This is a genomic window from Mycobacterium sp. 852002-30065_SCH5024008, assembly GCF_001665645.1.
GTDB lineage: Bacteria > Actinomycetota > Actinomycetes > Mycobacteriales > Mycobacteriaceae > Mycobacterium > Mycobacterium paraffinicum.
Genome location: NZ_LZSZ01000127.1, coordinates 93048 through 108080, shown reverse-complemented (window position 1 = coordinate 108080; position 15033 = coordinate 93048). Strand labels below are relative to the sequence as shown.

General features: G+C 67.9%; 15 protein-coding genes and 2 pseudogenes. 8 read left to right on the top strand and 9 right to left on the bottom strand.

All coding sequences use genetic code 11. The features are described from left to right. Positions 1–147: 147 nt before the first annotated feature. Positions 148–1185 (bottom strand): hypothetical protein, encoded by a 1038-nt coding sequence (locus A5781_RS16620; protein ID WP_067208361.1) that lies wholly within the window; start codon positions 1183–1185, stop codon positions 148–150. A 140-nt stretch (positions 1186–1325) separates the two neighbouring features. Between A5781_RS16620 and A5781_RS16615 the strand changes: the two genes are divergently transcribed. Together A5781_RS16615 and A5781_RS16610 are read left to right on the top strand one after the other, a co-directional pair. Further along, a complete protein-coding gene (locus A5781_RS16615; protein WP_067208358.1) occupies positions 1326–1886 on the top strand; it encodes a hemerythrin domain-containing protein in 561 nt (186 codons plus the stop codon). A 66-nt stretch (positions 1887–1952) separates the two neighbouring features. Next, a complete protein-coding gene (locus tag A5781_RS16610; RefSeq protein ID WP_067208355.1) occupies positions 1953–2609 on the top strand; it encodes a UdgX family uracil-DNA binding protein in 657 nt (218 codons plus the stop codon). Between the two features lie 12 nt (positions 2610–2621). On the opposite strand, the gene A5781_RS16605 is transcribed toward A5781_RS16610, so the two are convergent. The 4 genes from A5781_RS16605 to A5781_RS16590 form a co-directional block, all read right to left on the bottom strand. After that, the gene (locus A5781_RS16605; RefSeq protein WP_067208353.1) at positions 2622–4415 is read right to left on the bottom strand and encodes a thiamine pyrophosphate-requiring protein; all 1794 of its coding nucleotides are present in this window, start codon (positions 4413–4415) and stop codon (positions 2622–2624) included. 280 nt (positions 4416–4695) lie between these two features. Then, positions 4696–5751: a DNA topoisomerase IB gene (locus A5781_RS16600; RefSeq protein WP_067208411.1), complete on the bottom strand. Its 1056-nt coding sequence runs from the start codon at positions 5749–5751 to the stop codon at positions 4696–4698. A gap of 119 nt (positions 5752–5870) precedes the next feature. Then, a complete protein-coding gene (locus A5781_RS16595; RefSeq protein ID WP_067208350.1) occupies positions 5871–6269 on the bottom strand; it encodes a heme-binding protein in 399 nt (132 codons plus the stop codon). A gap of 376 nt (positions 6270–6645) precedes the next feature. Beyond that, a complete protein-coding gene (locus tag A5781_RS16590) occupies positions 6646–7482 on the bottom strand; it encodes an SDR family oxidoreductase (RefSeq protein ID WP_067208346.1) in 837 nt (278 codons plus the stop codon). 169 nt (positions 7483–7651) lie between these two features. On the opposite strand from A5781_RS16590, the gene A5781_RS16585 reads away from it, so the two are divergent. Further along, positions 7652–7888: a general stress protein CsbD gene (locus tag A5781_RS16585; protein ID WP_067208343.1), complete on the top strand. Its 237-nt coding sequence runs from the start codon at positions 7652–7654 to the stop codon at positions 7886–7888. A 135-nt stretch (positions 7889–8023) separates the two neighbouring features. Then, positions 8024–8320 carry a DUF3349 domain-containing protein gene (locus A5781_RS16580; protein WP_067208340.1) on the top strand — a complete coding sequence of 99 codons (297 nt, stop codon included), beginning with the start codon at positions 8024–8026 and terminating at the stop codon, positions 8318–8320. 11 nt (positions 8321–8331) lie between these two features. On the opposite strand, the gene A5781_RS16575 is transcribed toward A5781_RS16580, so the two are convergent. The 3 genes from A5781_RS16575 to A5781_RS16565 form a co-directional block, all read right to left on the bottom strand. After that, complete coding sequence (locus tag A5781_RS16575; RefSeq protein WP_067208337.1) at positions 8332–9096, bottom strand: endonuclease/exonuclease/phosphatase family protein; 765 nt, start codon at positions 9094–9096, stop codon at positions 8332–8334. 78 nt (positions 9097–9174) lie between these two features. Next, positions 9175–9948, bottom strand: a complete 774-nt coding sequence (locus A5781_RS16570) for a PIG-L deacetylase family protein (protein ID WP_067208326.1) — start codon at positions 9946–9948, stop codon at positions 9175–9177. 7 nt (positions 9949–9955) lie between these two features. After that, entirely contained in the window at positions 9956–10897 is a 942-nt protein-coding gene (locus A5781_RS16565; protein WP_067208323.1) for an acyl-CoA dehydrogenase, read from the bottom strand. A 282-nt stretch (positions 10898–11179) separates the two neighbouring features. Between A5781_RS16565 and A5781_RS16560 the strand changes: the two genes are divergently transcribed. Then, positions 11180–11758 (top strand): nucleotidyltransferase, encoded by a 579-nt coding sequence (locus tag A5781_RS16560; protein ID WP_067208320.1) that lies wholly within the window; start codon positions 11180–11182, stop codon positions 11756–11758. Here A5781_RS16560 and A5781_RS16555 read toward each other — a convergent pair. Continuing rightward, positions 11752–12009: a Rho termination factor gene (locus A5781_RS16555; protein ID WP_067208316.1), complete on the bottom strand. Its 258-nt coding sequence runs from the start codon at positions 12007–12009 to the stop codon at positions 11752–11754. The genes A5781_RS16560 and A5781_RS16555 overlap by 7 nt on opposite strands. Positions 12010–12153: 144 nt before the next feature. Here A5781_RS16555 and A5781_RS26565 point away from each other — a divergent pair. The 3 genes and pseudogenes from A5781_RS26565 to A5781_RS16545 all read left to right on the top strand — a co-directional run. Next, positions 12154–12270: pseudogene (locus A5781_RS26565) on the top strand (chemotaxis protein CheB); the annotation flags it as partial. Between the two features lie 10 nt (positions 12271–12280). Then, a pseudogene (locus tag A5781_RS16550) lies at positions 12281–13034 on the top strand (sulfate transporter). A gap of 56 nt (positions 13035–13090) precedes the next feature. After that, positions 13091–14932 (top strand): CheR family methyltransferase, encoded by a 1842-nt coding sequence (locus tag A5781_RS16545; protein ID WP_067208313.1) that lies wholly within the window; start codon positions 13091–13093, stop codon positions 14930–14932. The last annotated feature ends 101 nt before the right edge of the window (positions 14933–15033 follow it).

Here is a 15033-nt window from a genome sequence, read left to right as displayed (position 1 = left end):
AGATGTGTATAAGAGACAGGGGCGGGACCCGGCCAAGCGGGTCGTACGTGTAGGGGTTCTGCCAATACGAGTCCTGCGGGTCGGTCACGCCAGCGCCTCCTTACCGGCCGCACCTGCCCGCAATGTAGCCGACGATCCGGCGGAGCGTCACAGCCGCGGCTTGGCGACGCTGACCACATAGGGCGCGTCGGCCAAGGTCAGGTACACCCGATGCGGGCCGATCGCCATGCCGGACAGGGGCGCCGTCTGGGCCGCCGGCGGCAGTCCCGACCGGTAGCCGATGACGCGGATGACCGGGATCGTGCGCGCCGGGAAGCCGGTGAAGCTGGCCGTCTCGAGCACCACCACCTCGTGGTCCGTGGCGGCGTAGATCCTGGTGTCGTCGGTGCCCAGTTCGCGGATCGGGGACGGCAGCCGGGAACTGGCCAGCACCGTCAAGCCCTCGCCGCCGCGGCGCGAATCCACGGCGTACAGCGTGCTGTCGTCGCGGCCGGCCACATAGCTGCGCGACGCCGCGGCGCCGTCACCCGCCGAGACCGCGACGTTCATCCGCAGCGAGCCGCGCTCCTCGGCGGGCGACGAAGACCCCTGGTAATGCCGGATGCCCGACGGCGCGTACACGTGGTAGTCGATCTCGCGGCCGCGGTTCGCGCCGTCGATGGTGTCCGCGGGATCACCGGCGATCGGGGCGGTGGGCAGCTTCCGGAAGCCGTACTGGTCCACCGGTGTTACCGACGTGCCGTCCGACGACAGCGCCAGCAGCGTCCGCAACCCGGCATCCTCGGACAGATACGCCGGGGCGGGTCCGGCGTCGAAATCGCCGACCTGGCGCAGACTTTCGAGGTCGACCTCGGCGACCCTGCCGCGCTCCGGCTGCGGTACGAACACGATCCGGTCGTCCTTCTGGCTGATCTGCAGATTGCGCCCGACCGTCATGGGCTGCGACAACCGCGTCCTGGCCTCGCCCGGGCGGTCGCCGGCGGTGACCTCGGCCAGCCGGTGATCGCCGGTGAGCCCGACGAGGACGTGCGCCCGATACGACCACACCGGATCACGCAGGGGCGAGGCGACCGACCAGAGCGCGACGTCGGGCTCGCCTTCCAGCGACGCTCCCGGCGCCGCGCAGCCGGCCGTCACGACGAGCACGCCGAGGATCGCCGCCCGACTGCGGACACCGGTGGCCACAAGCGTTCTCCCTATTTTCGCGACTTGGTGAGGAACTACCCACTGGTGGGCGGGCGTACCCGTTTGGTGCCGGATTTCGTCGGGTAGCCGATCAGAAGCGCGCAACAGCCCGCGCGCCAAGCCGAGATGGGAAGGACACCATGGCTCAGAGCGCCATCAAGTCGCCCACCGATGTGGTCGACTTTCTCGTCAGTCAGCACCAGCAGATCAAGTCGTTGTTCGCCGAAACACTTGCGGCCTCCGGGAAAGAACGCGAGAAGACGTTCATCGAGCTCCGGCGATTGCTGGCCGTTCACGAAACGGCCGAAGAGGAGATCGTGCACCCCCGGGCCAAGCGGAAGCTCTCCGACGGCGCCGCGGTGGTCGACGAGCGACTGCACGAAGAGCACGAGGCCAAGACCGTCCTACAGAAGCTGGAGAAGCTCGACGTGGACAGCGCGGAGTTCACCCAGCTGCTGACGCAGCTGCGCGACGCGGTCGTCGAGCACGCCGAGCACGAGGAGCACGACGAATTCTCCAAGCTGGGCCAGGAATTGAGCGGCGAGGAGCTCGAACGGATGGGCCGCGCGGCGAAGCTCGCCGAGGCGATCGCGCCGACGCGGCCGCACGCCGGCGTCGAGTCGCAGACGGCCAACCTGGCCGCCGGACCGTTCGCGGCGATGCTGGACCGGGCCCGCGACGCCATCGTCGGCAAGGGCTAGCACCGACTCACGGGGTGCCCCACTCGAGGGGGAGTGGGGCACCCCGCCCCGGCTGAAGGGGGCACCATGACCGCGGCCAAGGCACCGGGCGCCGACCGCTACCTACCCGAGGAGCGGGGACTTGATCCGCTGCGAGCGGCGGCCGAATGTTGCCGCGGCTGCCCGCTTTTCGCCGATGCCACCCAAACGGTGTTCGGCAACGGCAACGCGGGAGCGCCCATCATGCTGGTGGGTGAGCAGCCGGGCGACCAGGAGGACCTCGCGGGCGAGCCGTTCGTCGGGCCGGCCGGGCGGCTGCTCGACCGGGCCCTCGAAGACGCCGGCATCGATCCGGGGCTGGCGTACGTGACGAACGCGGTCAAACACTTCAAGTTCACCCGCAAGGGCGGCAAACGACGGATCCACCAAAAGCCCGGCCGCACCGAGGTGGTCGCCTGCCGCCCCTGGCTCATCGCCGAGATCGAGGCGGTGCGGCCGCAGGTCATCGTGTGCCTCGGCGCGACCGCCGCGCAATCCCTGCTGGGGGCCGACTTTCGGGTGTCCACCCAGCGCGGCCGGCCAGTGCGGCTGCCCGCGTCCCTCGTCGACGTGGCACCGGAGCCGACCGTGGTGGCGACCGTGCATCCGTCGGCGGTGTTGCGCGACCGCAGCGATCGACACGACGAGGCCTACGGGCATTTCGTCGACGACCTGCGCAGCGCGCGTGCCGGGGTCGTCCGCTGACGGCCCGTTGGCTCATCCCTTCTTGTGCGGCATGAACTCCTGCGCCTTGGTTTTCAGGCCGACCTTGACGAACCCGACGCGGTCCTCGTCGCCGGAAAGCACCGCCGCGGTGGCCGCCTTGAACTGATCCCAGGTGGCGTGCGGCGGGATGGGCGGCATGTCGGGGTCGGTGAAGACGTCCAGCACGGTGGGACGGTCGGCCGACAACGCGTTGCCCCACGCGCCCTCGAGCTGGTCCGGGTCCTTGATGGCCATTGCGTTCAGGCCCAGGCCGGCCGCGAACGCGGCGAAGTCGACATCCGGAAGTGCTTGGGATTCATGGAATTTCGGTGATCCTGCCATGGCGCGCATTTCCCATGTGACCTGGTTCAGGTCGTTGTTGTGCAGGATCGCGACGATCAGCCGGGGATCCTCCCACTCCTGCCAGTACCGCTTGATCGTGATCAGCTCGGCCATGCCGTTCATCTGCATGGCGCCGTCGCCGACGAACGCGATGACGGGCCGGCGCGGCTGGCCGAATTTGGCGCCGATCGCGTACGGCACACCCGGTCCCATCGTGGCAAGGGTGCCGGACAGCGAACCCCGCATGTTGCCGCGGAAGCGCAGATTGCGCGCATACCAGTTGGCCGCCGAACCGGAGTCGGCCGTCACGATGGCGTCGTCGGGCAGCTTGGGGGAGAGCTCGGAGTACAGGCGCATCGGGTTGATGGGGTCGGCGCTGACGTGCGCTTCCTTGTCCATCGTCTCCCACCAGCGCGCCACATTCTTCTCGATCTCTTCCCGCCAGGATCGATCCTCTTTGCGGCGCAGGTGCGGAATCAGTGCCCGCAGCGCGGTCTTCGCGTCGGCGACCAGGTTGACCTCGTAGGGGTAGCGCATCCCGATGAGCCGACCGTCGACGTCGATCTGCACCGCTCGGGCCTGCCCGAACTCGGGCAGGAACTGCGTGTAGGGGAAGCTGGATCCCACCGTGAGCAGAGTGTCGCAGTCGCGCATCAGCTCGTAGCTCGGCCGCGTTCCCAGCAGGCCGATAGAGCCGGTGACCCAAGGCAATTCGTCCGACAGCACGTCCTTGCCCAGCAGCGCCTTGGCGGCTCCGGCCCCGAGGAGGTCGGCGACCTGGGCCAGCTCTTCGTGCGCCCCGCGCGCACCGGTGCCCGCCAGGATGGCTACCTTCTTGCCCGCATTGAGGATCTCGGCCGTGCGCGCGATGGCCCCGTCGTCCGGGGCGATCTCGGGATATTCGATGCCCAGGCTGGAGGGCACCATCTTGAACGCGTGCTCGGGGGGCGAATACGGCAGCTCCTGCACGTCGCTTGGGATGATCAACGCCGTGGGCGCCCGCTGCGTCATCGCGATCCGGATCGCGCGGTCCAGCACGTTGGGCAATTGCTCTGGGACGGTGACCATTTGGACGTAGTCGCTGGCGACGTCCTTGAACAGGTTCAGCAGGTCGACCTCCTGCTGGTAGTTGCCGCCCATGGCGGTGCGATTGGTCTGCCCGACGATGGCCACCACCGGAACGTGGTCCAGTTTGGCGTCGTAGAGCCCGTTGAGCAGATGGATCGCTCCCGGCCCCGACGTGGCCACGCACACACCGACCCGGCCGGTGAATTTCGCGTAGCCGACCGCCTCGAACGCGCTCATCTCCTCGTGGCGCGACTGGATGAACTTCGGCTTGTTGTCTGCGCGACCCCACGCGGCGAGTAGCCCGTTGATGCCGTCGCCGGGGTAGCCGAACACGTGCTCGACGCCCCATGCCCGCAATCGCTCCAACAGGTAGTCCGAGACCTCTTGCTTGGCCATTGATGTTCCTCCTAGACAGACGGTTTTCGATGAGGTTCGCTAGTACGCCGGACAGCGCAGGAATCACGGTGGTGCGTGGTTTGCTGCGATGACCCGCGGCCGTCTGTTTCGACCGCAACCTGGCGTGACTGGGCCGCCAGGGCACTTCCCACACGACGGGCATACCCAAGATCGCTGCCGTTATTCGTCCGTTTTTCCGCGGCGCCCGTGACGGCCCGCGCCCGTTGGTCAAAAGCCCTGCAGCACAACGTTTCCGAGGTAGATCAGTGCCCCGATCGGGTCACGCGCTCTTGGGCAGCGCCGACGATCCGGACGCGCTGTGGCCCTTCGCCACCCGCCGGATCAGCATCCGGGTGGCCTTGTCGAGGATCTCCTGGGCCGCGTCGGGGTCCCGGGCGCGTTCGGCGCGACGCGTCGCGGCGGCGATCGTGAGCCCCTGCTCGTAGCCGGTCACGACGCGCGGATCGACGTAGGAACCGCGGGCCACCGCCGGGGTGTTGCCCAGCTCCTCGGCGACCTCCTTCATGACGGCGGATTCCACTCGTTTGGCCACCCGCCGGGAGACGGCCGGGTCCGCATCGGCGAACGCCGTGGCGGCCAACACCGTCCCGTGCCAGGTCCTCAGGTCCTTCACGGTGTATTCGTTACCGACGAGCTCCTTGAATCGGGAGTTGAGGTCGTCGGATCGCACGTCTATCCAGCCGGATGCGGTGCGGCACACCAGCAGCCGCTCGGTACGGTTCGGCCGGCGCATCAGCGCGCGCACCGCCCGGACCACTTCGGGGTCCTCGATCTCCGCGGTGCGCCGCACGCCACTCTTGGCGGGAAAGTCGAATTCGACCGCGTCGCGCCGCACCACCACGTGATCACACAGCAGGGTCGCCAGGCCGTACGATTCGTGCTCCTCGGCATACTGCTCTCCGCCGGCGCGGAAATACCCGCGATCCAGCAGGCGCAACGCCAGCGCCAGCACCCGTCTGCGGGTCAACCCGCTGCGCGTCAGGTCTTTCGCGATGACGGCGCGCCACTGCGGCAACCGGGTGGACAGTTCCAGGACGCGGTCGAACTTCTCCTCGGCGCGCTCCTGCTGCCATGCGGTGTGGTAGAGGTACTGGCGGCGGCCGGCGGCGTCGACGCCGACGGCCTGAATGTGCCCGTTGGGGTGCGGCGAGATCCACACGTTTTTCCAGGCCGGCGGAATGACCAAATCCTTGATTCGCTGCAGGGTTTCGGGGTCCGACAGGAGTTCCCCGTCGGGCCGGTAATACGCGAAGCCTTTGCCCCGACGCTTGCGCGCGATGCCCGGGTTGCTCAGAACGCTGCGACGCAGCCGCATCATGTCCCTCCAGTTACGTTCGCTGACTGGACAATTACCCGCCGCAGCTGCCGCTCACACGTTGCAAAGAAGCGACCCGCCACAGCGTCGTGGCGGGTCGGTTCTGTAAGGCAGCGGAATCAGCCGGCCATGAACTCCTGGTAGGCCGATTCCAGGGTCGGCGGCAGCGCCTTGACATTGCACTGCCGTTCGGTGTCGCCGATCGGCGCCAGGATGCCACGCAGGTCGTAGTACTCCTGCGGATGGGCCGTGAAGTAGCCCCGCAGGTTCGACTCGGCCTCCGGACGAGGCTGGCCGTAGGCGGCGGTAACCACCTGGTTGGCGCCCGGGTGCGCGGCCAGGTATTGCTCAGCCGAGCCCTGCACGGACGAAACCGTGGCATTGACACCGCCGGGGCTGCAGTCGGGCGCCGCGGCCGCCGACGGAGCGCCGACGAGACCGATGGTGATTCCCCCGAGCAGGCAGCCGGCACTGATGCCGGCCACACGCCGGCGCGCGACAATACTGCTGATTTTCATGATCAGTGTCCTTCAGAATTGCGAATTGACTTCTTCGACCGAGGCTCCCGATCCTCGAAATCCAAAGTAGCGGAAGTGGAAAGTGGCCGTGTTCGCTCACGACGAACGGAAAGACCGTAAACCCACGGAACGTGGCCGTTCACTAAGCAAACAATCAAATCCGCTCGGAAAGGCTGAGAATTCTTACGGAAAACTCGGCGGTTCTTAAGCAACCGTAAGAAGGATCGTGACGGAATCGTGACCTGAATTCGACCCCGAGCCCGGCGTTCACCCGGTGCGGCGGCCGCCTCGGATCAGCTGTAGGGCGTCGGTGACCGAGTTGACCAATGGCAGGCCGAGGCCGGTCACCCGCCGAGATCTCTTCGTTTGCTGGCGCTCAAACCCGGGAGAAATCCGGCCTGTGCACCGACGCGTCGGGGTTGTCGGCACCATCCTTCGCGTGGCCGTCGGTACTCGCCGGTGGCAGCGAACTCAGCCAGGATTCGACGCCGGGGCCGACAACCACCGCACGTTCGCAGGCCAGCAGCGCTCCCGTGGCGAGCGCGGGCACGCGGGGCTGCACCGCCCGAACGGTACGGCTGTCGCCTTGCCGGGCAAGAACTTTCGAGGTCAGTTCGGGCAGCCGGATGGTGTCCGGGCCGGTGATGATGCGCGGCGTGTGCGTCTGGCCGAGGGCGGCCTCGACGAGTACGTCGGCGACGGTGTCGGCGGCGATGGGCTGGACCAACCAGTCCTCGACGATCACCTCGTCCCCATCACAACTCACCGGCCCCGCGGGGCCGGTGGCGGATTCGTACCACGGGGTGGACTTCACGACCGTGGTCGGGACCGGACCGTCGAGCAGAATCTCTTTCGCCGCCCGTTTGGCCTCGAAGTATCCGAGCCCGTCAAACACCGGATCGTCGATGCCGGCCATCGTCGACACCACCAGACGCTGGACGCCCCGGGCGGCGCACACCCCCATGACGTTGCGGGAGGCGGTGGCCAAAGTCTGGGCGATGTCGGGCCCGTCGTCCGCCACGGGGTTGGATACATCGATTGCGACGTCGACTCCGTTGAGCGCCCGATACAGGCTCGCCCCGTCGAGCAGGTCGACGCCATGTGCGCGCGAAATCTCGACGACCGCGACGTCGCGGGCCTTGAGCCTGTCGACGACGCGGGATCCGGCCGTTCCGGTCGCTCCTATCACGGCGATGGTGGTCAGGCGCCTCACCTCTTTCGTCGGTCGCTGATTACTACCCAGCCGGTCGCGGTTTAAACCGTCCAATTCCGCGGCGCCCCGCTTCCGGTGATCGCGCGCACATGGCCCGGGGCGTTTGACGGGTCGGCCGACGGGAACGCCGTAGAGGCGAGTTGCACAGTAACCAAAGGGAGGTCGACCCATGGGGGATGACAAGAGCGGGCCGCAAGAGGCCGTCACCGGCGCCGTCGAGGGCGTGAAGGGCAAGGTCAAGGAGGTCGGAGGGACCGTCATCGGTCGCAACGACCTGGTCGAGGAGGGCCAGGCCCAGCAGGACAAGGCCGACGCTCAGCGCGACGCGGGTAAGAAGGAGGCCGAGGCCGAATCCGCCCGGGCCGGCGCGGAGGCCGCCGAGCAGCGCCAGAAGGAAAACCAGTAAGTCGTTGGTGAAGGGGTCCGGTCCCGATTGGGGGCCGGACCCCTTTTTTGCGCCCCGGTGCGGACGGTGTTTCAAACCGCCGCGCCCGGTTATTCCTGGCTAGGACCGCCGGCCGGTGGGTGAGCGAGGTGCGAGATGGGTTTGAGCGACCGGGTCGCGAGCGTTGTCGCGTTTCTGCGCGCGGGCTACCCGAGCGGCGCGCCCGCGCTCGGCTACACGCCGCTGTTGGCGCTGGTGCCGCGGCGGGTGTCCGACGACGAGGTCACGACCATCGCCAAGAAGCTGCTTGTCGTCGAGCGTCGTGCGATCACCAACGTCGATGTCGGGGTGGAAATCACCAGGCTCACCGACGAGCTGCCGTCGATAAGCGAGATCGAGCGTGTCCGGCGCCGGCTGACCGCGACGGGCTGGGCCGGCCACCACCAGGCCTGACGCCGCGCTACTCACGCGTGTTCGAGGTCGACGACCAGCGGCCGATGGTCGGAGATTGCCATGGGCTCGGCCTCGACGGCGCTGCCGCGCAGGCGGCGATCGTCGGTCAGGATGTGATCCAGCTGGCGGTCGGGGGCGTCCGCGGGGAATGTCGCGGCCGCGGCCAGCGCCCGCATGCCCGACCACCGGCGCACGGACTTGGGTGTCATGTTGAGATCGCCGGTCAGCAGCCGCGGGCCGGGAAAGCCGCGCAGGTCGTGTACCAGCCGGCGCAGCTGGCGCCGATTCCAGCCGGGCACGAAGGACAGGTGCGTGTTGGCCACCGTCAGCCCGCCCATCGGGGTGTGCAGCTGCGCGATGACCGCGGCCCTGGGCTCTTCGTCGACCACCATCACCCGGTTGGGGCCGGGCAAATACATCGGAAAGCGCATCGGAATGCGGGGCAGCCGCACCACCTGCCAGCTGGCCACCGGGTATCGCGACAGCAGGGCAATCCCGTAGGCCGCGGTGCCGGGTTGCTCGCGACCCGTGGCGGCCATCCACGTCGCCCCGGGCGTGCCGGAGATGGCCGCCACGAAGCGGTGTTCCGCGGCCCCCATGGCCTCGGCCGCCACGGCGGTGAGGTCGGCTCGATCGGACCGCGGCTGGTCACAGTCAACCTCTTGCAGGCTCAGCACGTCCGGATCGAGGCGCCGCACGCAGTCACGCAGCCGCTGAACTTCGACCCCGTCACCGACGGTGCGGCCGTGCAGGATGTTGAAGGTCGCCACACGCATAGGGGTTCTCCTACCCACTTTCCCGCCCGTGCAGTCCCACGCCCGGCAACGGTCAGCCTGCTCCGGGCCGCCGCGTGCTCACCGGAAGACCACCTCACCGACGGTGAGCAGTCGCTGCAGGACGAACGGCGGCAATACAGCCGGAGCCTCGGCGCGGCCCGGCCGCAACTGGCTCCGATAGCATTGCGCCGCTTGCCGTTTGCGGTTGATTGCCCAGCCGGGCGCAGGGACCGAGCGGGCGCGGCCCCACGGCACCGCGGGGTCGGCCGGGCTGGCCCAGTGCCACATCCAGACCGGATATTCCAGCAGCGCGACGCCGGTGCGCGCGCATGCCGCCGCGGCGGCGCGTCCCACGGCTTCGTAGTCGGGATGCCCGTCTCCACGCCAGGTGGCGGCGCACCAGGCGCCGGGCCCGGCCGACCGCAAGATGTCCACGAGGGCCCGGGCGAGCCGGTCCTCGTGGTTGGCCAGTTCGCCGTCGGGCAATCCCAGGCGCACCGGGGGAGGTGCTCCCAAAACGCCTGTGGCCCTGCGGAGTTCGTATCGGCGAGTCGTCGACAGGCGAATCCGGCCGGACCGCGTCGTCCCGGGCTGGGCGGCACCCCCGTCGCTGACCGACACCACCCGGACGTCGACGCCCGATGCGATGAGTTGGGCGATCATCGCGCCCAGGCCGAGGGTCTCGTCGTGCGGGTGGGGTGCCACGACGATCAGGCGCCGGCACTCGGCCAGGTCCATTGCCGGCAGGGGGCCGCGCTCAAAAGCGGCCAGCCACAACGGCGCCGGGGTGCCGCCATGGGTCAGCGGCTTGGCCACGAACCGGGCACTGTTGCTGATCGGCGCGGTTCTCATGGCGCCCTCAGCGCTGGCGGCCCGCGAGCTGCCCGAGCTCGGCGAGATCGCGTTCCGCGTGGCTTTGCCGGATGTAGATGGTCAGGTCGGCGACCCGCTGGGCGTGCCGTCCGTCCTGGCAGAGCGGGCCCGGTCCCAGCGCGCGGCCGGTGCGGGTGATGGCCTCGTCGACGGCGTGTTCCACGACCGTCCGGACGCGGCGGGCCAGCAGTTGCGCGGTGCCCGTCCGGTCGAACGGGTCGGAGTCGACATGTGTGGCCGCCACGGCCAGGATCGCGTCGCTGGCGGCCAGCGCGGCGTCCACGGCGCCGAGGTGCGCCAACGAGTACGCGTCGGCGGATTTGCTTCGGGCGCAACGGTATAGGGGATCGGCCACCCTGCGTGCGCCCCCGAGCCAACAGGCTGCCACACCGATGGCGCCGTGCCAGAAACCGGGCCTGTTCAGATAGTCGCCGGGATCGCCCACGGCGACGGCGTGGGTGTTGGTGAACTGCACCGGTCTGGTGTCGCTACCCGCCATTCCGGCGTTCCACCAGGTGCTGGGCAGCGGCTTGACGCTTGCGTCGGTCACCTGCACGGCGAACAGGCCCGGCGTTCCGTCTTCGAGGCGGGCGGTCACCAGCGCGTGCGTGCAAAACCCTGCACCCGAGCACCAGACCTTCGTGCCCGTCAGGGTGAACGCCCCCTTGACGTCGGTGGCCGTCAGCACCGCGTCTGGCGCTTCGGTCGCCCAAACACCCCACAGCTGACCGGATTCCGGGGGTTTGCCACCCAGTTCGTGCAGGATCGCGACGGCGTCCACGTGGGCTTCGGCGACCCGGGCCGCCACGATGTTCTCCTCGGCCAGTGACGCTAGACGTTGCCAGCGTTCGGCGGTGCGCCCGGACGCGGGCAGTGGCAGCTCGAGCCTTCCCGACTCGAGCCAGTGCCTGACCAAACCCGCCGTCACACGCAATCACCCGCCGCCGTTCTCCCCAGTTGCCTGAGGCGGTGATCGAACCCGTGAGGCGCCCGAGCCTGGGTTCGCGCCGGTGTGAGGAGGCAGAGTTCGGTGTCGCCCCGCTCATCATGAGCTGGGACCACGACGGCGGCGGCATCATAGGCGCGGGGCCAAGCGGTTGACACAACAGACAGATTTTCCCAAATGACCGCAAGTTAAACGGGCTTACCAACTCTGGCGCCGTGTCCGCGCAGGTTGCACCCGCCGCCAGCGGGGTATGACCTATGCACCATGGCACCTACCGAGGCCCACGTGGGCGCCCCCCCGTCCAGCACACCGCTGAGGGATGCGCTGCGTGGTGCGGCATCGGCGCTCAAGGAGAACGGCCCTCGATTCGCGTTGGCCGGCAGCTACGCGTTGTGGGCCTACGGCGCGCCCGAACCCACGCACGATGTGGACCTGGTGGTGGCCGAGACCGACGTCGACGACGCCGTGGCCACCCTCAGCGATGCCGGGTTCGCCGTAGAGCGTCCCCCGGAGGATTGGCTCTTCAAGGCGCGCACCGGCGATACGGTCGTCGACGTGCTGCACCGCGTCAACGGCGTGCGGGTGGAAGCGTCAGTCCTGGACTGCGCCGAGCAGCACGATGTGTTGGCCATCAGGATGCCCGTGCTGCCGCCCACGATGGTGCTGATCCAGCAGCTGCGTTCCCTCGGTGAGCATCATTGCGATTTCGCCAAACTGCTGCCGGCCGTGCGCGCGGTCCGCGAACGGCTGGACTGGGAACGAATCAGGGCGTGCACCGCTGACAACGACTACGCGGTCGCCTTCCTGGTGTTGGTCGACAGGCTCGGCCTCGCCGGTCAGTGATTCCGGAGCTTGGCTACCAGCTTGTCTTTCGTCAGGCTTGAATACCCCGACATGCCAAGCTCTTTCGCTCGTTTCTTCAGCTGCGGAACGGTCCAGTCATGATACGACCCCGACTTGCCGCCCTTGCGCCCGACCGAGGACTTGCCCCGCGCGGCAGCCGCATTGGAGATCCGGGCCGCCTTTTCCTTGGAGTCGCCCTGCTTGCGCAGGTCCTTGTACAACTTCTCGTTCTTGATCGACGAATTCGGCATGGTCCATCCTCCTGTTCACGATGAGACATCCCTGGCGTCGTGGTCAGGATGCCCGCCCGGGCGCCAGTGAAAACCCTGTTCGTCTGCGCAGCTACCCGTCGCTGATTGGGTTACCTCGCATTGATCCGGGTAGTCGAGGGGGTAATGATTACCGCGAACGGCAAAAATTGCGACCTGCGTGGCGTGGTGGCAATCGGCGCCTCCGCGGCAGGAGGGGAGGCCCCGTCACGCCTGGCGGCGGGATTGTCGGCGAACGCGCCGCACGGCGGTGATGAGGGTGATTGAGCCGCGCATCCGCATTCACGCCGAGGCGCAGCAGGAGGTGCCGATCCTGGTGGTAGAGGGCGTGCTGGACAGCTCCACGTATCGAACCGTCCGCGACACCGTCATCAAGGCCGCCCTGGACGAGCCGCGCGCGGTAATCGTCGATGTCGACTGGCTGTCCGTCCCGGCGGCCTCGGCCTGGACCGTTTTCACCAGCGCCCGCTGGCACGTCAGCATCTGGCCCGACGTTCCGATTCTGCTCGTCCGCGCACAGCCGAACGCGCGGCGGGCGATCATCGCGGCCGGCGTGGCCCGCTATGTGGCATCCCACCCGGGAGTCGGCGCTGGGTGCCGCGCGCAGTCGGTCGTTGCAGGTTCGGCGCCGGGCACGCACCGAACTCCCGCGCTCGCCCGGCAGCCTCGGCCTTGCCCGCGCCGTCATCACCGATTGGCTCACCGAATGGGAATGCGGCGAGGCAACTCCGGTCGCGTCCACGGTGGCCACCGTCTTCGTCGAAAACGTCCTCGACCACACCGACAGCGCGCCGGTGCTGATCGTCGAAAGCTTCTCCGACGCCGTCACCGTCGCGGTGGAGGATTGCAGCGACCGCCTGCCCGGCCGGCACGAAGACGCCGATCGCGGCGCCGAGGTCGTGTCCGGCCTGGCGATCGTCTCCGCGCTGTGCCGGACGTGGGGCAGCACCCCCACATCGACGGGCAAGACGGTCTGGGCCCTCGTCGGTCGCGAAAATCAATTCTGACGACCGCGAGTAATGTTCAAGTCCTTCAGGCCACGCTCGATGCGGACGGGACTCGAATGGACGGCACGACTGACGAGGCGTTCGAGGCCCTGCTGCGCTACATGCGGGATTCTCGCGGCTTCGACTTCACCGGCTACAAGCGCGCGTCGCTGATGCGCCGCGTCCGTCACCGGATGGACCAAGCGGGCTACACCTCCTTTGAGGAATACCTCGACTTCTTGCAAGCCAGTTCCGACGAATTCGCCGCCCTCTTCAACACAATCTTGATCAACGTCACCGCCTTCTTCCGTGACGCGGATGCGTGGGAGTACATCAGTTCGGAAGTCATTCCCCGGATGCTGGCGGAGCGCGGCCCCGCCGATCCGATCCGGGTATGGAGCGCGGGATGCGCGTCCGGCGAGGAGCCCTACACGCTGGCGATGCTGCTGGCCGAAAACCTGGGGCCCGAGGCGTTTCGGCAGCGGGTCAAGATTTACGCCACCGACATCGACGAGGACGCACTGACCCAGGCGCGCGCCGCGTCGTATGACGCCAGGGCCGTCGAGTCGGTGCCGGCCGAGTTGCTGTCGCGCTATTTCGAACAAATCAACGGCCGCTACGTTTTTCAGAAGGATCTGCGCCGCGCGGTGATCTTCGGCCGCAACGATCTGGTCAACGACGCGCCGATCTCGCGTGTCGATCTGCTGGTGTGCCGCAACACCCTGATGTACCTCAACGCCGAGACCCAGCGAAACGTGTTGAGCCGTTTGCATTTTGCACTGGCACCGCAGGGGACGCTGTTCCTCGGGCACGCCGAGATGCTGCTCAGCCACGGCGGCCGGTTCACCCCGCTGAATCTGAAACACCGAATCTTCCGCAAGGAGCTCGGAAGCCACACGGGCGCGGAGCGCTACGACCCGGACGGGGCATTTTACGAACGCCACGTCGACATGACGGGTTTGACCACGGTGCGCGACTTGGCTTTTCGTGCCAGCCCGGTGGCCCAGATCGTGGTCACGGGTGAGGACATCGTCGCGATGATCAACCAGCAGGCCGAGACCCTGTTCGGGCTCTCGGCCCGCGACATCGGCCGGCTGCTGCGCGACCTCGAGGTGTCTTACAGTCCGGTGGAGCTCCGCGCCTATCTGGAGCAGGCCAAGGTGGAGCGGCGGTCGGCGCGGATCCAGGACGTCAAATGGCAGCGGCCCGGCGCCGAGACGGTGTGGTTCGAAATCCACGTCAATCCGCTCGTCGACGCCGAGAACGGCCTGCTCGGTGTGTCGATCGTGTTCTTCGACGTCAGCGAGACGCGCGCCCTGTTGGACAAGGTGGTCCAGACCAACCGCCAGCTGGAAGCGGCGTACGAAGAGCTGCAATCCACGAACGAGGAGCTGGAGACCACCAACGGGGAACTGCAGTCCACCGTGGAGGAGCTGGAGACCACGAACGAGGAATTGCAGTCCACCAACGAAGAGCTCGAGACCATGAACGAGGAGTTGCAGTCCACGAACGACGAGCTGCACACCATCAACGACATGTTGCGGGAGCGCAGCCTCGAACTGGACGAGGCGAAGAATTTCCTGGATTCGCTGATCGACTCTGTCCACATGGGGATGGTCGTGGTGGACCGCGAGATGAAGGTGATCCTGTGGAACCGCGGCTGCGAGGAGCTTTGGGGGCTGCGGTCCGACGAGACGATAGGAACCAGACTGACCACTTTGGACATCGGAATGCCATTGGACAGCGTCCGGCCGCTCATCGGCGACGCGTTCGTGGACGCCGACAGCTCCGGAGTGACGGAAGTGGATGCGGTCAACCGCCGCGGCCGGCCAACCCGGGTCCGCTTCACCTGCACGTCGTTTCGTTCGCGTGACGGAACGGTCGTGGGCGCGCTCCTGCTCATGGAGGTGGTGAGCTAGCCACCCCACCGCGCGGCCGCTTCCTCGGCCGCCTGGCGGGCCAACTGCGCGCGGCGGCGCGCGATCCGGCCAGTTCGCCGCGGCATGCCGCGGTGTTGACG